This window comes from Nitrosomonas europaea (genome assembly GCF_900167395.1).
GTDB lineage: Bacteria > Pseudomonadota > Gammaproteobacteria > Burkholderiales > Nitrosomonadaceae > Nitrosomonas > Nitrosomonas europaea.
Map to the genome: position 1 here is coordinate 41,840 of NZ_FUWK01000009.1, position 17,390 is coordinate 59,229.

Below are 17,390 nucleotides of genomic sequence, written 5' to 3' on the forward strand. Positions count from 1 at the left end.
AGGTCCTGAAAGGTGATCCTCAGCCGTTAACAGGTTTCGTCATGGCTGCCAGAGCTATGGTCGAGATGACCCAGAAAACCACCAGACTGATGGTTCCAGAGCCTGGCATAAAGCCCGTTGAGTGACAGCAGCTCGGCGTGGCGCCCCTGCTCGACGATGTGCCCGTTATCCAGCACGATCAGCCGATCCATGGCCGCAATGGTAGAGAGACGGTGGGCAATGGCGATCACGGTTTTGTTTTGCATCAGCTCATGCAGGCTTTGCTGGATACTGGCTTCTATATCAGAATCCAGCGCAGACGTTGCCTCATCCAGAACCAGAATAGGTGCATTTTTGAGCAGTACCCGGGCAATGGCGATACGCTGGCGTTGCCCGCCTGACAGATTGACTCCGCGTTCTCCCACCATGGCGTCGTACCCTCTGCGGCCGTAACTGTCTACCAGTTCCTGGATGAATTCATGCGCATGGGCCCGCTGTGCGGCCAGGATGACTTCTTCTTTGGTGGCATCGGGTCTGCCAAACAGGATATTTTCACGGATGGAACGGTGCAGCAATGAGGTATCCTGAGTAACGATGGCGATGTTGGCACGCAGGCTCTCCTGCGTTACCGTACGAATATCCTGCTGATCGATCTGGATACTGCCCTGCCGGATATCATAAAAACGCAGCAAAAGGTTGATCAGAGTCGATTTTCCGGCACCGGAGGGACCGACAATCCCTACCTTTTCGCCAGAGCTGATATGGAGATCGAGTGCTTTGAAAATCCGGTGATCCTCGTTTTTAATATCGTTATGGTAGGAAAATTCGACCTGGTTATAATCGATTTGTCCCTTCGTGACGAATAGCGGTATGGCATCGGGGGTATCTGTTACTGCATATGGTTTGGCCAGCATGTTCATGCCATCCTGCACGATGCCGATGTTCTCGAATAATTCTCCGACTTCCAGCATGATCCAGTGAGACATCCCGGTCAGGCGGATGGCAAGACTTAGTGCAATGGCAATTGCTCCTGTGCTGATACTTGTATCGAGCCACAACAGGATACCAAGTGTGCCGATCGCAAAAACGGACAGCATGTTATTGATCCAGACACAGGTATTCAGCTGCGTCACCAGACGCATTTGCGGGTGGACGGTATCCAGAAATTCCTGCATACCGTCCCGGGCATAGTCGGATTCCCGCCGGGTGTGGGAGAAGAGCTTGAGGGTGAGAATGTTGGCATAGCTGTCCACGATGCGCCCAGTCATGTTTGAACGGCTATCTGCCTGAATCCGGGAGATGTGCCGGAGTTTGGGTATGAAGTAGCGCAGAATACACAAGTACACTGCCAGCCAGATGATCAGCGGAATACAAAGGCGCAGATCTGCATTGGCAATCAGCAGTAATGCAGTTGCCAGATAGACGGTAACAAACAGCAGAACATCGAGCGTTTTGATGATCGTTTCACGTACAGCCAGTGCCGTTTGCATGACTTTGGTCGCGATACGTCCGCTGAATTCGTTCTGAAAGAAGGCATAACTCTGGTCAAGCAGGTAGCAATGAGATAGCCAGCGAACGACCATGGGAAAATTTCCCATCAGGGACTGGTACAGAATGACTGAATGGAAGAAAACGATCACTGGCATCGCTATCAGGATGAAAAGTGACAATCCCAGCAAGGTTAATCTTTCTTCCTGTAAAAACGCTTGTGGATCTTTCTCAGCCAGCCAGTCTATGATGGTTCCCAGTACACCGAACAGCATGGCTTCACCGACGGCAACACAAAAGGTGGCGATCGCCAGCAAAATGAAATAAATCTCTGCACCTTTCATGTAATGGCGGCAGAACCGGTAGAGCGTAGCAGGAGGTTCGGTCAGTTTGCCGGATGGAAAGGGGTTGATCAGGCGTTCGAAATAACGGAGCATAAAATCGTGTTTCAGAAAAAACAGGTGGTGAGAAATATCAGATGAACCACATTATGGTTGCGGTGTAAATATTGATATCCATCAGAATTCACAAGGATACCGGATTTTGTCAGGTAACTGATTCTGGAAATCCGGCAGATAACCGGGTGGATATTTTCGTTTCGGCCACGGCGACTGGTCTGATCGACCAGCAATGACCGATATGGATGAAGTGTTTCCCGGCACTGCGGGCTACGGGGGAGAGACTAACGGCAGCATGACTGTAAAAATCGTTCCTTTCGATACTTCGCTGGATACATGCAATTTCCCACCGATTTCCTCGACATATTCCCTGCTTTCGAAAACACCGATACCCATCCCTGCTGTTTTGGTCGATTCGAAAGGAGTGAACAGTTTCTCGCGGATGAATTGCTCACTCATACCATGTCCGCTATCTTCGATTTCGATGACTGCCCATCCGGGCTGCTGCTTGAGCCGCACCTCGACATACCCATCTTTGGGAGTCGCCTCGATTGCATTCTGTACCAGATGGCCAAGGACGCGTTCCAGACGTGACAGATCAGCCAGTACATTCAGTTCTGTGTCGAGGATGTCAAGTACCGGCTGAGGTTCATAAAAGGATTTGCTGGCAATGATCCGTTGCAGCAGCTCATTCAGAGACAGGGCATTCTTTTCTTCACGTATGTTTTCACTGCTGAGTTTTTCAAGCATGCGTTTCATTTTATTGACGGATAACGCTACGGTGTCCAGCATATCCTGCTGAAATTCCGGGTTATCCTTATGCTTTTCTGCATTGGTAAGTAACAGCGAAAGCTGAGCGATCAGATTTTTGATGTCATGTACGATGAATGTGGACATGCGATTGAAGGATTCAAATTGCCGGGCCGTGGATAATGCCTGGGCTGCCTCGTACTGCGCCAGATAACTGGCTGCCTGTCTTCCTGCTACTTTCAGTAAATCCCTGACTTCCCAGTTGAACTCGACTGCGCTGCGCGGTTCGGTCAGCACTACGAATCCCAGCAGTTCTCCGTGTAATATCAGTGGTACCACCCAGCGTGCCTTGGGAATGGTGGGCAGCCAGTCGGGTAATATCATGGCCGCGTATTTCTGTGATTCGGAATCATGCTGGTATAAATCGATTACCCAGGAGCTTTCCTGCATGAACTGGCAAAAATAGCTATCTATTGCCACGGAAGCGTCGATATGTGGAATATTCCAGCGGGCAATCGGCAGATAGGCATGGTGTTGTTCCGATTTGAACCATACTCCTCCGGCCGGACTTTCGACGAGCTGTGCGAGTGACTTGATCACCCGAACCCTCAATTCTGTTTCTTCCTCGGACAGAGTGCGTGTAAAGCGCAGCCACTCCTCACGATAGTCATAGTTGTAACTGAAGAAATGTTTACTGATGAACACCTTGAGCCAGGAACGCGTCGTCCCGGAGAACAGTACGACGATCAGCAGAATAATCGCCCCGAACAGGAAAGTGAGCTGGAATATCGTCCCCCAGGTGCCTCCCGAGAATCGGAGGTAATAGCCTGCTGCGGCCATCAGTAACAGGTAAACTGCCGCGCCGAACAATGCGGAAGAGTAAAACAGGATGCGCCTCGAAACCGCAATACCTACCGTCCATTTCGGATTGCGCGCGGCTGAGAGGGCAATCAGCGGAACGATGAGTGTATTGACCCATCCCCGGGCAACCCAGATATCGGCACTGATTTTTCTGAACAAGAGTGCATCGCTGTACAGATAAAAATCGTAGACAAACAGGCCGCCGATACCCAGGCAGATGAATTTGGTTCCCCAGCGCTGTTCACGGGGAGTGTTCCGGTAGTACTGTTCCACCAGGATCATCCCGATGATGGCCATTGCCACCCATATAAGAAAATCCCGGGAAGCACCCGGCTGATCCGGATCGATACCGGTGGTCTGACCAAAAACGACTATCTGAGCCAGGCAAATCAGGTAGAACAGAGCGATGGCAGCGACTGCCGGTCTGATTTTAGGTGATGTGTTATCTGTCTTTCCCGGCTGGAAGGGCCCCAGCAAGGTGATCAGGAAGATGGTCAGGGTAGCGTTGCGCAGCAGTTCCAGTACCTGGATCAACAGAGGATAGGCGTAATCCAGATAGGACAGCCCTGCGATCGTTGCCGCCCATATCGAGGAGGAAAGACAGGCTGCTGCCAGTAATAAACCATAAAGACGTCCCCGCCAGCTGGTAATGAGCAGAATGGATAAAAAGAAAAAGGCTGCTGCTGCTGCTGCGTAGCTCAGGGTTGTCATGGTGGTCAGCACGGGGGGAGGTCGTGACTGCCAAAATTCATCGGCTGCCTTTGCGCAACAGGACGACGCCAACAGTGTCGATCAGAATGACGAAATCGAGAAACAGGCTGTGGTTTTTGACGTAATACAGATCGTACTGGAGCTTCTCGATGGCATCCTCAATCGATGCTCCATAGGGATAGCGTACCTGGGCCCAGCCGGTAATACCCGGCTTGATACTGTGCCGCATGTTGTAATAGGGAACCTGTGCACTCAGCATGTCAACGAAATGAGGCCGTTCGGGCCGCGGACCGACGAAACTCATTTCACCCTTGAGCACATTGATGATCTGCGGTAGTTCGTCGATTCTCAGTTTGCGGATGATTCGCCCCACCCGCGTCGAACGGGGGTCGTCCGTAGTGGCCCATTGTGGTTTTCCGGCTTTTTCCGCATCGTTGAACATGCTGCGGAATTTGATGACCATGTAAGTTTTTCCCGCATCCCCCACTCTTTCCTGACGATAAAATACCGGCCACCCGTCTTCGATCACTATCAGCAGTGCAGTCAGTAACATAATGGGTAATGTAACGATCAGCAGCAACAGGCTGGTGATGATATCGAACATGCGTTTGACCACGGTTCTCAAAGTTCCCTGGTTGAAGCCGCTGCCAAACACCAGCCAGCTGGGATAGAGTGAATCCATTCGCAAGTGGCCGCACTCTCTCTCAAAGAAACCAACCAGATCAGTGACTTTTATACCGCTTATTCTGCATTCCAGCAGCTCCTGAATGGGAAAAGTGCCTCCTCGTCTTTCCTGCGTTGCGACGATGACTTCACTGGCATCATATTGATCGACCAGAGAGGCCAGTGAACCGGCTTTCGGGATGATCATTTCCGCTGGAACATGACGGCTTTCTTTATCGAATGGTACAAATCCAACAATTTTTAAATTAGGCAGAATGGAAGTCTTGTCAATGAGATCGAGCAATTCTCTGGCATTTACCCCGGCACCCAGTACGAGCGCACGGGGGCGTAAACTGTCGAGCCCGGACCACCTGAAAAAAAGCAGTCGGATGATCAATATCAGCAACAAGGCCAGCAGCATTACGATGGCCAGTAGTCCACGACCGAAGTAAAGATCCGGAAACAGATAAAAAATAAGAGTGATGAAACCAAAACCCAGCGCAAGGGAAGGGAGCAGTCTGAGCAGAATCCCTTCGAAATCCTGCCGGCCGTCCAATTGGTACATACCCAGCGCAGCCATGCTGGCGAGGATTACGAAAGTAAAAGTGACCGCTCCAGGTAATTGTGAGATCAGTGATCCCGATACCGGGACATCCCATTGCATGAATCGAATGGCCGCACCGGCAAAAAAACCGCAAGCAATGCAGCAGCCTCGATGCTGGCGAGCAATACGGAAAATCCGGAAATGTAATGATTAGATACCCGAATCAAAGCATACCCCAGCCAGAATGACGTATAAATAAACGGATCGGTAAAAAACGGTAAGATCGATGGCGAGCCATCTCACTGTCATAAAACGATCAGAAGCCACCTTGTTTGAGCAGATCAATAACGTAGTTAGCCGGGATGGCATAGCTGATCCCGCTTGGATCGCTCAGTATAGACTCCTTTTTGCCTTTTATGAAAACCATATTCACCACCCCGTAAACCTCTCCGGTATCCGGGTCATACAATGGGCTTCCGCTGTTGCCCGGATAAGCCGTACCATCGAGCTGAAATATTTTGTAAGCCGATTTTTGCAGTTGTCGAATTTTTGCCGCATCGAGCTGCCTGGCATTTTGTGCAGGCAGGATGACAGGCGTGATTGAAGAAATGGTAGCTCGATGGGTCACCGGGTAGAAGCCGAGTACCATTCCGATGGGAAAGCCGGTAAATGCCAGCAATTTTCCTTCTTTTATCGTGCCGGCATCCCCCAGTTTCATTGCAGGTAATGCTGTTCCCTCGAAACGCAAGAGAGCAAGATCATGTTCTTTATCCAGAGCAATGATCGTGGCATTTCTCAGCTCAGGTTTTTCACCCTTTCCGGTCATGATGATCAATGAGCCTTTGCTGGTATTGCTGGATAAATCAGAAATCACATGGGCATTGGTTATGGCATGTAAACCATCTTCGACCACGAAGCCGGTACCAAGAAAATTGACAGGGGGAGAATGTAATTTCTGGAAAGAGCCTATTCCAACAATTGCCGGTTTGATTCGCTCCACTGTTTTTACGAGATCTGCCTGACAGAATGGAGAATAGAGCAGTACCAGACACACGATAAACAATCGCAGAACGGGAAATGCAGCCGGGTTGAACATGTGGCAGGAGTAAAATGGGTTGAAGAGTGGTGCCCGCAGTGACTGCAGGACACCGTTCAAAAAATTATTCCTGTCATATAAACCGGTCCTTCCATGCCAATGACAAGCTGGCACAGGTTGTTCTGGCGTGACAGAAAAATCTGGTAGGCGGTACTGGAATCGAACCAATGACTTCCACCGTGTGAAGGTGACACTCTACCGCTGAGTTAACCGCCTCTTTGTTGCCTCTTAACGACAGGATTAGACCATAGCCTGTTTATGCCGGTCAATTATTATCGTTCTCCTGAATTCCTGCAAAATAATTGTTTCTGCCCCTAAGGCAAACTCGGCCAATCTGCTATACAATTTCAACCATTGCAATATCAGCCCGCGGCAACAGGCTCCACTCTTAATATCCGGCAAGATTTACCCTATGTTCATCAGCGTACTCGATCTGTTCAAAATTGGTATTGGCCCTTCCAGTTCTCACACCATGGGGCCAATGACGGCAGCAAATGTTTTCCGTGATCATGTCGATCAGTTGGTCTCGCAGACTCCAGACGATCTCAACTATCGTGTCTATTGTGTGCTCAAGGGTTCGCTTGCCTTTACCGGCAGAGGGCATGCAACGGACAGGGCAGTGGCTTTGGGATTGCACGGCCATAGCCCCGTCTCGCTTGCCGGAGAGGATGTCAATGCACTGACGGCAAAACTCTGGGCCACCGATACGTTGCAACTTACCAGCGGGAGAGAGATTGGTTTCAACCCTGAGGATGATATCGTTTTTGATAAATCGGACCCATTGCCGCAACACCCCAATGGCATGATTTTTTATCTGCTGGATGAAGAGGGGAAAAAAATTCTGTCAGAAACCTTTTTTTCCATCGGGGGCGGGTTCATCTGCACCCTGGCAGAAATCAACCAGCTGAATGCTCCGCTCAAAATGGAATCTGCCGGGTTGTATCCCTATCCGTTCGATTCTGCGATCGGCATGCTAGAAATGTCTCAGCAGAGCGGCTTATCCATCGCCGAAATGAAGCGTGCCAATGAGTTGACCAGAATGTCGGCGCAGGAGCTTGAACAAGGGTTGGATAGTATCTGGAAAGCCATGTGTCACTGTGTCGAGCAGGGATTGACGGCAGAAGGCCGTCTCCCGGGCGGGTTGAGTATACGCAGACGTGCAAAAGATTTGTACGAACAACTGCAGATGCATCCGGAAAAGGCCACACTGAACGATTGGTTATGTGCTTACGCTATGGCAGTCAATGAAGAAAATGCTGCAGGGCACATGGTCGTTACAGCACCCACCAACGGTGCTGCCGGGGTTATTCCGGCAGTCATTTACTATCTGCTCAAACATGAAGGCGGTACTGAACAGCAGGTACGGGATCTCCTGCTGACAGCTGCGGCCATTGGCGGGCTGATCAAGCACCTCAGCTCTATTTCCGGTGCCGAAGTAGGTTGCCAGGGAGAAGTAGGTTCAGCAGCAGCCATGGCTGCGGCCGGTCTCTGTGCGGTACGAGGAGGTACTACCGAGCAGGTCGAAAATGCCGCTGAAATTGCGCTGGAACATCACCTGGGTATGACCTGTGACCCGGTCGGTGGGCTGGTTCAGGTGCCTTGCATCGAACGCAATGGCTTTGGCGCAATCAAGGCACACACTGCCGCTGCGCTTGCCTGTCGCGGTACTGGCGAGCATTTCATCCCCCTTGATAACTGTATCAATGCAATGAAGCAGACTGGCCTGGAGATGTCGCACAAATACAAGGAAACTTCACTGGGCGGCCTGGCTGTCAGTGTCAGTATCACTGAATGTTGAGAGCGTTATTTCCTGAAATTCTCGTTGTGAGGGGGCGATAGCCCGGAGAGTCGCATTATTCAAAGTAAGCCTTCTGCTGCATGGCTGCACGACAGAAAATGCGTGCCTGATCGTCATAGGCGATACGCCCGCATCGCATACAGTACAAATATGAACATCTCCAGAGTAATACTGATTCCACGACTGTGGCGGTTTCCTGCCATTGTCCCGTGCGCCTGATCATTACATTGAGTTGCTGATTATCAGATAGTGATACGGGTCTTCTCCCGCTGATCGCTGTCTTACGTGAAAAGACCTGTGTTTTTAATGATCGAATACAGGATTTTCAGATTCCCCATGTACCCCTTACTTGCAAGATTCTTCTCATCGCACCAGCAGGCGCTGGGTGTTCTGTTTGCCTTGCTGTCGGCGATTGGTTTTTCCGCCAAGGCGATTTTCATCAAACTGGCCTATGTCGAGCCTGTGGATGCCGTAACTTTGCTGGCCTTGCGCATGGTGTTTTCCGTGCCATTTTTCGTATTTGCCATGCTGCACGGACGGGCGCAGGCCACACCCATGGCCCGGCACGACTGGCTCGCTGTCCTGCTGCTGGGGCTGGTGGGTTACTATCTGGCAAGTTTTCTTGATTTTCTCGGTCTGCAATACATCAGCGCGGGGCTGGAGCGCATGATTCTGTTTCTGTATCCCACCATGGTGGTGCTTATCAGTGCGCTGGTATTTCGCGCGGCTATCGGGCGCAGGGTCTGGTTCGCCTTGCTGCTCAGTTATGTTGGTATCGGGCTGGTGTTCGTGCATGATTTCCACATCACATCGGATGGTCTGTTCATGGGGAGTAGCCTCGTTTTTGCCAGCGCACTGGCTTATGCCATCTACTTGATTGGTGCCGGACACACCATCGCCCGTATCGGCTCCATGCGCTTTACCGCTTATGCCATGACCGTCGCCTGTCTGGCCTGCATCGCCCAATTCCTGCTCACTCATCCGCTGGATGACTTGCAGCAATCCACCCGTGTCTATGGCCTCAGCATTGGTATGGCGCTGTTCTCCACCGTGATGCCTGCCTTTGCCCTTGCCGCTGCTATGCGACGAATCGGCTCCATGCAAACCTCCATGATAGGTGCACTGGGGCCGGTGGCGACCATTTACCTGGCTTACGTGTTTCTCGCGGAACAACTGTCGCTGACACAGCTGGCAGGCTCGGGGCTGGTGTTGATTGGTGTGATGATGATCAGTATGCGGAAGATGGAATAATGGAGTGGCTCTGGGAAACCTGAACTTGAGCAGAGTGTACACTTAGTAATGATGGCATCCAGGTTATAGAAGCCCATTGCCCGTAAACCATTCACTGATGGTGTGCCTACCTACCTCGAACAACTTGGTCATCACTTCGACCATGAATTCGACAACACTTCCGCTTGCTGTAGCACCAATTCCACTGCCTCCAGCTGCTTGTCGGGCGGGTACTTCCATTTCTGCAAGGTGCGCCGCACCAGAATCCGCAGCTTGGCGCGAACACTCTCACGCACCTGCCAATCCACCGTGGTGCTGTTGCGCAGTTTTTCGGTAATCTCGACGGCGATTTTCTTGAGGGTGTCGTCTCCCAGCTCCCGCACGGCGCTTTCGTTGTTGGCCAGTGCATCATAGAAAGCAATTTCATCGGGATTCAGCCCCAGCGCGGCTTCGCGTTCAAGCGCCGCCTGGAAGTCCTTCGCCATCTGGATCAGTTCCTCGATGATCTGCGCCGTCTCCACCGCCCGGTTGTGGTATTTGCGCAGGGTTTCCAGCAGGCGGTCGCCGTACTTCTTCTCCTGCACCACGTTGTTGCGTGCGCGCGCCTTGATTTCGTCGCTCAGCAGTTTTTCCAGAAGCTCTACCGCCAGGTTGCGGTTCTTCATCTGTCGCACATCTTCCAGGAATTCTTCCGACAACAGCCCGATGTTGGGCTTGTCCAGACCCGCCAGCGCGAAGATATCCGCCACCCCGTCAGCGACGATGGCGTTGTCCAGAATCTGCTTGAGCGCGCTGTTCTTATCTGCGTCGGAACGCTTGCGGTCCACCGTGGTGAACTTGACGATGGCGGCCTTGACGGCGGCGAAGAAGGCAATCTCCGTACGCAAGGCAGCAGTTTCATCCAACGTGCTGCACAGGGAAAATGCCTTGCTCACGGCCAGCATGGCATCGAGGAAGCGCTGCTTGCCGTCCTTCAGCCCCAGGATATGGTTGGCTACCGGCACCAGCAGCTTCATTGCATCGGTCTCGAACCCGCGGTAGTCGAAGCCGTGCATCAGCCCACGCACGATGTCCAGCTTCTCCAGCAGGACTGCCAGAGCTTCGGCCGCGTTGTGCGTCGGGTCGCCCTTGCCCTTGGATTCGGTGTAGGTCTTGAGCGCCGCCTTCAGCTCGTTGGCGATGCCGATGTAATCCACCACCAGCCCGCCGGGCTTGTTGCGGAATACCCGGTTGACGCGGGCAATAGCTTGCATCAGGTTGTGGCCCTTCATGGGCTTGTCCACATACATCGTGTGGCAGCAGGGCGCGTCGAAGCCGGTCAGCCACATATCGCGCACGATCACCAGCTTCAACGGGTCCGCCGGGTCCTTGAAGCGCTTTTCCAGGAGTTTTTTGACCTGCTGGCTGTACAGGTGAGGCTGCAGCAAGGGCTTGTCCGCTGCCGAGCCGGTCATCACTACCTTGATTGCGCCCTTCTCCGGGTCGGCATCGTGCCAGTCCGGGCGCAGGGCGACGGTGGCGTTGTACAGCTCGGCGCAAATGTCCCGGCTCATGCACACGATCATCACCTTGCCTTCCAGAGTGGCTGTGCGCGTCTCGAAGTGCTGCACCAGGTCGGCAGCCACCTGTTCCAGACGCGGCTGCGCGCCGACTAGCTTGGTCAGCGCAGCCCAATCGCTCTTGGTCTTCTCGCGGGCGGTGATGTCTTCCTCGTCCTCGATGACCTCATCTACCTGGGCATTGAGTGCGTCGATCTCGGCCTGGTTCACGTCCAGCTTGGCTAGGCGGCTTTCGTAGAAGATCGGTACCGTGGCGCCATCGTCCACCGCGTCCTGAATGTCGTAGATGCTGACGTAATCGCCGAACACCGCCCGCGTGTCTTTGTCTTCCAGGGCGATGGGGGTGCCGGTGAAGCCGATGAAGGTGGCGTTGGCCAGCGCGTCGCGCATGTGCTTGGCGTAGCCAAATACGTACTTGCCGGTCTTGGTATCCAGTCGCCCTTTCATGCCGTACTGGCTGCGGTGCGCCTCGTCGGAAATCACCACGATATTGCTGCGATCCGACAGCAGCGGGTGCTGTTCTTCGTCGTCCAGCAAGGCGAACTTCTGCACCGTGGTGAAGATGATGCCGCCCGCCTCACGCGAAGCCAGTATTTCGCGCAGCTCCTCGCGGCTGCCGGCCTGCACTGGCGTTTGACGGAGCAAGTCTTCGGCGGCGCAAAAGGTGGCGAACAACTGCCCGTCCAGATCGTTGCGATCGGTCACCACCACCAGGGTGGGGTTCTTCATCTCCGGCTGCTGCAACAGCTTGCCCGCGTAGCAGGCCATAGTGATGCTCTTGCCCGAGCCTTGCGTATGCCACACCACGCCAGCCTTGCGGCTGCCGGGCTGCACTTCCTTACCATAGGTGGCGCGCGGCTCCTGCACTTCCAACAAACCTTTGTTCGGGTTGCTGGCGGCGATCACCGTGGCTTTCACCGCCTCGCGCACCGCATGGAACTGGTGATAGCCCGCGATCTTCTTGATGATCTGATCGGCATCCTGCTCGAACAGAACGAAGTGGCGCACATAGTCGAGAAACAGCGCCGGCTCGAAGAAGCCACGCACCAGCGTTTCCAGCTCGAATTCCAGCAGCGGCCGGTCGTCCTCGTTGGCAATCGCCCGCCAGGGCTGCATGCGCTCCTGATTGGCCGTGAGCGAACCCAACCGCGCCGTGAAGCCATCGCTGACCACCACCGCCACGTTGGTGTTGAACAGGTCGCCAATCTCTTCCTTGTAGGTCTGTATCTGGTTCAAGGCATCCCAGATGTCGGTCTGCTCGTTGGCCGGGTTCTTCAGCTCGATCACCACCAGCGGCAGGCCGTTGACGAAGGCCACCAGATCGGGGCGGCGCGGCTGGCGGGTAGCCCGGACGGTGAACTGGCTGACCAGCAGGAAGTCGTTGTTGCGCGGGTTGGCAAAGTCGATCAGGTTGACCAGATCGCTGCGCTTTTCATCACCCACGGAAAACTCTACGGGGATACCGGACAGCAGCAGCCGATGCACACGGCGATTGCGGGCAATCAACAACGGCTCGCCCACCGTCAACAACTCGTGCGCGGCCTGCTCCAGCGCGGCGGCGGGGATGTGCGGGTTGATGCGTGCCAGTGCGGCCAGCAGGTGTTCTCGCAGCACCACTTGGCGGTAGTCGGTGCGGGCGGGCTGGTCGCCATCGGGGGCGATCTCCGGGCCGTTGGCATGCGGCCAGCCCAGCTCGGCAAACCAGCCAACGGCTGTATCTTCCAGTTTTTGTTCGGTGATCATTCCCCCACCTCCCAGTGACCGCCCTTGTTGGGGCCGATGCGGCGCAAGCGTTTTTGCGCCTTGAGTTTGGCCAGCTGCTTTTCAATCGCTCGGGGCGTGAGTTGCAGACGCCGGGCCAGTGCCGAGGCGGTCAGCGAAGGCTCTTCGCGCAGCAGATGAAGGATCTTTTTGCCCGTTTCTTCCGAACTTTCTTCCGAACTTTCTTCCGAACTTTCGGAAGCCAAAGTCGCCCCCCGCCCCTTCGCCCAGAACATCTCCAGCACCGAATGCTCGTGCGGCTCATAGGATTCGCGCAGATGCAATTCGTGGCCCAGGTCACGCCAGCCATGCACGATGCGGGACATGCCCGAACCCGCACGCTCGCCCAGGCCAATCATCAGGAACATTTGCTGCATGGTGCGGTTGCGGCAGTCGCTCATGCCGCCTTGCAACGCCTGCTGCGCAGGCACCCGCAAGCCGCCGGGGTTGCGCAGCACAAAGCCCGCGGGCTCCTTGACCACCAGCACGGAGATGCGGCCCGTGTAGTCCGCATGCACCAGCGTGTTCACCAACGCCTCGCGCAGCGCCTTGTGCGTGGGCGTATCGTCCTGGCGAATATCGCCCTTGAGCACGAACGGCACCTTGATGTCGGCCGTCAGCTTGCCCACGACGCGGCGGTAGAAGTCGAACACATTGCCTGACCACGTGCCGTCGGGCACGATGCGATCCAGCCATTGCACCGTCGTGGCATAGTCTGCCGGGCGCTCCTGATAGTCCAGAAAGCACAGCGGCACGGCCTCGGTGATCGACGACCACTGCCCGAACATCAGCAGGCCCGCCAGCGTCAGCCCGGCTTCGCCTGTCTCGCGGTGTTGCCGCCAGCCACCGATCTGCCGCAAGAACGCCTGATCTGCCAGCGCATTCCACGGGTGGGAGGGGTCGCGATTGGCAAACAGTTGACGGTACGCGCGCAGGCTTTCCAGGTGCAGGTCATCCAGGCCGTAGCCGGGCAGGATGCGCTCATCCCGGCTGTCTTCCACCTGCTCGGCCAGCATGCGTTTGACGTCTTCGTCCGGCAAGGGCCGGTCACCCTCATGCAGACGGCGGTAGGTATGGCCGCCCAACGGATTGCCCCTCAGGTACACGGGCCGCTGCTGACGCCGCGCTCGCGGAATCTCCACCACCAGCAGCGTCTTGCCCTCTACCGGCCAGGCCCGCACATCCTCATCCCGCAGCAGATTGACGCTGACCTTCTGGCGGTTGTTCAGGTGGTTGAACAACTCGGTGCGCAGCTTGTCCGGGTTTTCAATGCCCGCCACTTCGAACTGCCCCTTGCGCTCACGCACGCCCAGAATCACGATGCCGCCATCGGTATTGGCCATCGCGCTGTAGGTGGGCCAGAAATCATCCGGCAACGCACCCTTGCCATCCCGGCCCTGGGCGAGCTTGCACTCCAGCGAGACGGATTCACGCAGCAGGGAAAGATCGTCCAGCGCGGTAAATTCGATCATGCGGTCGCCGCCTCGGCAGAGGTGTTGTCGACGGACAGCTCGCCGGAGAGGAGTTTTGGGAGGAGGGTGTCGCGGAGTTCGGCCAGCGATTGCCCTGTCGTTTCGTTTGCTTGCATTGTCTTCCTAATCTGCGCAACCAGCCCATCGAAAGCATTCAAAACCGGCGTGGATGGTTTAACCAACTCCAGTCGGTACACGTTCTCCCGATTCAAGCCGGGAACGGCAGCATCGGTATTCATTTTGTTCAACCCAAGTGTTTGCATGGCATAGAAGCAGTACGTCATCGGCACAGCTTTTGGTTTGACGTAAAAGGTTGTGTCGATCGGGTAAAACGGATCGTCTTCCCAGTACAAACTGCCAACTGTTCCTTTGCGGCCAACAATGATCGCTCCATGCGGTACCAATGCTTCATTGTGGCAGCCGGTGATGCCGCCAGAACCGTAAACAGGAACAGCGCCTTCTTGGCGGTCGGTTGATTTGAGAGCTTTGCCGTATGCCAATTCAATCAAATCACCGACGCGCTTTACTTGCCACCCCTTCGGAATCGCCCCCAACTCCGACTCTTGCATGGTATCGGGGAACAGGGCGGCGGTGGCGGCGAGTTGGTCGTGGTGCTCGCGGGGCATCTGGTCGAGCTCAAGGTCGGTCTTGCCGCTGATGGCGCGCATGGCGGCGCGCAGCGGGTCTTGGCCTTGTTCGATGGCGGCGATCCTGGCCTTGACCGGGTCGAAATCGACAAACCAGGATTTGAAGACGGCTTGCGCCATGGCTTCGAGGGTTTGGTTGATGCGGCGATTCGCGCGAATCTTGACATCAAGTGCCTTGATGTTTCGCACGACAACTTGCTGCTCTTCGATTGAGGGAACGGGAACTTCGATTGTTTTCAGGTATGACGAGGGACGTGCGATTGATGGCACACCAACCTGGTTAGCGTTGGCAAGAAGTTTGTGCTGCCCTTCAGGACTTTTGAAATAATAGACAACAAACTCCGGAAGAATAATGCTGGTATCACAGCGTAAATAGAACTGCCGCTGCGAGATAACATATCTCTGATATTTTGAATGATTCGGAATAAACGCCACCTGCCCAATATTTCCAGCATGGGTAAAAATCACATCCCCCCTTTGAACATTGGCATTTTTAAGAGAGTCAGCGTGTTCTTCCGTAATGAAATTGAACTCACTATCTGTTAGTTCTGCATCACGCAGGTGCTGCCCACTTATTATGGGAATACCCGTATCTGTGAATGTTTCAACTTTAATTGATGAGCCAAACGGCCCCATTGCAACCTTCAGGGCAATTTCTTCAACTCGTTTGTAGGGCCACTTACCAGCCATAGCCCAACCCCGCCAAATTCTTCCTGATCTCCGTCTCCAGCCTCGCACTCTCCGCGAACTGTTCCGCCAGTTGCGCGGTCAGGCGCTGCATCTTGTCGGCAAAAGGTTCTCCGTCTTCTTCCTGCTCAGCCGTGCCCACATAGCGCCCCGGTGTTAGCACATGCTCATGCTTGCGCACTTCCTCCAGTGAGGCGGATTTGCAGAAGCCGGGGACATCCTCGTACCCATCGCCCTGCTGCCAGGCATGGAAGGTGTCGGCGATTTTCTGGATGTCGTCCACTGTGAAATCGCGCAGCACGCGATCCTTCATATAGCCCATCTGACGGGCGTCGATGAACAGAAATTCGCCGCGCCGGTCGCGCTTCTTCTTGTCCAGCGCAAAGCCGTTCTGCTTGTCGCGGGTCAGGAACCAGATGCAGGCCGGAATCTGGGTGTTGGTGAACAACTGGCCGGGCAGCGCGACCATGCACTCCACGTAGTCGTCCTCGGTCAGCCGCTTGCGGATTTCACCTTCGCTGTTGGTGTTGCTGCTCATGGAGCCGTTGGCCAGCAGCAGTGCCATGCTGCCGGTGGGCGCCAGGTGCCAGAGCATGTGCTGCAACCAGGCGAAGTTGGCGTTGCCTTGCGGTGGTGTACCGGCGATCCAGCGCGGGTCGTTGGCCAGCTTTTCGTTCCACCATTCCTTCATGTTGAAGGGCGGGTTGGCCATCACGAAGTCGGCGCGCAGGTCCGGGTGCAGGTCGTTGAGCAGGGTGTCGGCCGGGCCGCTGCCGAAGTTGAAGTCGATTCCACGGATAGCCATGTTCATCGCAGCCAGCCGCCAGGTGGTGGGGTTGCTTTCCTGCCCGTAAACGCTGATCTGCCCACTCTTGCCGTTGGCCGCTTTGCCGCCGTGCTGTCCGATGAACTCCTCGCTCTGCACGAAGAAACCGCCGGAGCCCATGGCCGGGTCATACACGCGGCCCTTGAAGGGCTGGAGCATTTCAACGATCAGGGTGACGATGCTCTTGGGCGTGTAGTACTGCCCGCCCTTCTTGCCTTCGGCCAGGGCGAACTGGCCGAGGAAGTATTCGTAGACGTGGCCGAGGATGTCCCTGGATTGCAGGCTGAGCGGCTGGCCCTTGTAGGTCTTGGCCGCGAAGTCGGTATCAGAGAACAGGGCGATGAGTTCGCCCAGCTTGCTGGAGTCGAGCTGCACGCGGGCGAAGTCCTTGTTTAGCACGTTCTTCAGCCGGATATTCTCCCGTTCGATAGCTTCCATGGCGTTGTCGATCAGCCAGCCGACCGAACGCATTTCCTCGGGTTCGTCCTTGCCGGGTTTGTTCCAGGGCAGCGCCGCCTTGGGTGGCAGTTGCGCGCAATCGCGCAGGGTTTGCCAGCGGGCTTCCACAGGGACCCAGAACACGTTCTTCTCAGTGTAGTAGTCGCGGACTTCGAGCTCGGCGGCGATGTTGTCCTCATACTCCGGCGTGCCCGCGCCGCCGTATTCTTCCGGATCCATGTAGTAGTCGTGCTGAGGGTTGGTGAACTGTTCGCGCAGTTCCCGCTGCCGCTCCTCGAAGGCATCGGATACATACTTGAGGAAGATCAGCCCGAGCACGACATGCTTGTACACGGCGGCGTCGAGGTTGGAGCGCAGCTTGTCGGCGGCGGTCCAGAGCTTCTTTTCCAGATCGTTGAAGAACTGTTGTTCTATGGGTTTCATATCAGGAGAATGATGAATTTATGCAGTTTGAATGAGGC

At 55.0% G+C, this 17,390-nt stretch carries 10 protein-coding genes and 1 tRNA gene; 2 read left to right on the forward strand and 9 right to left on the reverse strand.

Annotation, left to right across the window (positions count from 1 at the left end):
* Window positions 1-26: 26 nt before the first annotated feature.
* The 5 genes from B5D58_RS04720 to B5D58_RS04745 all read right to left on the reverse strand — a co-directional run bounded on the left by B5D58_RS04720 (window position 27) and on the right by B5D58_RS04745 (window position 6,706).
* Window positions 27-1,904: an ABC transporter ATP-binding protein gene (locus tag B5D58_RS04720; protein ID WP_011111011.1), complete on the reverse strand. Its 1,878-nt coding sequence runs from the start codon at window positions 1,902-1,904 to the stop codon at window positions 27-29.
* 231 nt (window positions 1,905-2,135) lie between these two features.
* A complete protein-coding gene (gene prsK / locus B5D58_RS04730) occupies window positions 2,136-4,187 on the reverse strand; it encodes an XrtA/PEP-CTERM system histidine kinase PrsK (RefSeq protein ID WP_011111012.1) in 2,052 nt (683 codons plus the stop codon).
* Window positions 4,188-4,224: 37 nt separating this feature from the next.
* Window positions 4,225-5,514: a TIGR03013 family XrtA/PEP-CTERM system glycosyltransferase gene (locus B5D58_RS04735; RefSeq protein ID WP_011111013.1), complete on the reverse strand. Its 1,290-nt coding sequence runs from the start codon at window positions 5,512-5,514 to the stop codon at window positions 4,225-4,227.
* Between the two features lie 196 nt (window positions 5,515-5,710).
* Window positions 5,711-6,550, reverse strand: a complete 840-nt coding sequence (locus tag B5D58_RS04740) for a S1 family peptidase (protein WP_011111014.1) — start codon at window positions 6,548-6,550, stop codon at window positions 5,711-5,713.
* A gap of 81 nt (window positions 6,551-6,631) precedes the next feature.
* A tRNA-Val gene (locus tag B5D58_RS04745) sits at window positions 6,632-6,706 on the reverse strand.
* A gap of 196 nt (window positions 6,707-6,902) precedes the next feature.
* Between B5D58_RS04745 and B5D58_RS04750 the strand changes: the two genes are divergently transcribed.
* Window positions 6,903-8,288 (forward strand): L-serine ammonia-lyase, encoded by a 1,386-nt coding sequence (locus tag B5D58_RS04750; RefSeq protein ID WP_011111015.1) that lies wholly within the window; start codon window positions 6,903-6,905, stop codon window positions 8,286-8,288.
* A gap of 336 nt (window positions 8,289-8,624) precedes the next feature.
* Window positions 8,625-9,539: a DMT family transporter gene (locus B5D58_RS04755; protein WP_041356409.1), complete on the forward strand. Its 915-nt coding sequence runs from the start codon at window positions 8,625-8,627 to the stop codon at window positions 9,537-9,539.
* Between the two features lie 131 nt (window positions 9,540-9,670).
* Here the strand turns inward: B5D58_RS04755 and B5D58_RS04760 are convergent, their stop codons facing one another.
* From B5D58_RS04760 to B5D58_RS04775, 4 genes are read right to left on the reverse strand one after another with little or no spacing between them, the layout of a single operon-like run.
* The gene (locus B5D58_RS04760; RefSeq protein ID WP_011111017.1) at window positions 9,671-12,820 is read right to left on the reverse strand and encodes a type I restriction endonuclease subunit R; all 3,150 of its coding nucleotides are present in this window, start codon (window positions 12,818-12,820) and stop codon (window positions 9,671-9,673) included.
* On the reverse strand, window positions 12,817-14,310 hold the full coding sequence (locus tag B5D58_RS04765) for an RNA-binding domain-containing protein (RefSeq protein ID WP_011111018.1): 1,494 nt from the start codon (window positions 14,308-14,310) through the stop codon (window positions 12,817-12,819). The genes B5D58_RS04760 and B5D58_RS04765 overlap by 4 nt, the downstream gene beginning before the upstream one ends.
* Complete coding sequence (locus B5D58_RS04770) at window positions 14,307-15,647, reverse strand: restriction endonuclease subunit S (protein WP_011111019.1); 1,341 nt, start codon at window positions 15,645-15,647, stop codon at window positions 14,307-14,309. The genes B5D58_RS04765 and B5D58_RS04770 overlap by 4 nt, the downstream gene beginning before the upstream one ends.
* Window positions 15,637-17,352, reverse strand: a complete 1,716-nt coding sequence (locus tag B5D58_RS04775) for a class I SAM-dependent DNA methyltransferase (protein WP_011111020.1) — start codon at window positions 17,350-17,352, stop codon at window positions 15,637-15,639. Before B5D58_RS04775 ends, B5D58_RS04770 begins: the two co-directional genes overlap by 11 nt.
* Window positions 17,353-17,390: the final 38 nt, after the last annotated feature.

Bases quoted from the DNA above. Each gene is read 5' to 3' on its own strand.
- B5D58_RS04720 (WP_011111011.1), bottom strand. From the start codon at position 1,904: ATGCTCCGTTATTTCGAACGCCTGATCAACCCCTTTCCATCCGGCAAA.
- prsK (WP_011111012.1), bottom strand. From the start codon at position 4,187: ATGACAACCCTGAGCTACGCAGCAGCAGCAGCAGCCTTTTTCTTTTTA.
- B5D58_RS04735 (WP_011111013.1), bottom strand. From the start codon at position 5,514: ATGCAATGGGATGTCCCGGTATCGGGATCACTGATCTCACAATTACCT.
- B5D58_RS04750 (WP_011111015.1), top strand. From the start codon at position 6,903: ATGTTCATCAGCGTACTCGATCTGTTCAAAATTGGTATTGGCCCTTCC.
- B5D58_RS04755 (WP_041356409.1), top strand. From the start codon at position 8,625: ATGTACCCCTTACTTGCAAGATTCTTCTCATCGCACCAGCAGGCGCTG.
- B5D58_RS04760 (WP_011111017.1), bottom strand. From the start codon at position 12,820: ATGATCACCGAACAAAAACTGGAAGATACAGCCGTTGGCTGGTTTGCC.
- B5D58_RS04765 (WP_011111018.1), bottom strand. From the start codon at position 14,310: ATGATCGAATTTACCGCGCTGGACGATCTTTCCCTGCTGCGTGAATCC.
- B5D58_RS04770 (WP_011111019.1), bottom strand. From the start codon at position 15,647: ATGGCTGGTAAGTGGCCCTACAAACGAGTTGAAGAAATTGCCCTGAAG.
- B5D58_RS04775 (WP_011111020.1), bottom strand. From the start codon at position 17,352: ATGAAACCCATAGAACAACAGTTCTTCAACGATCTGGAAAAGAAGCTC.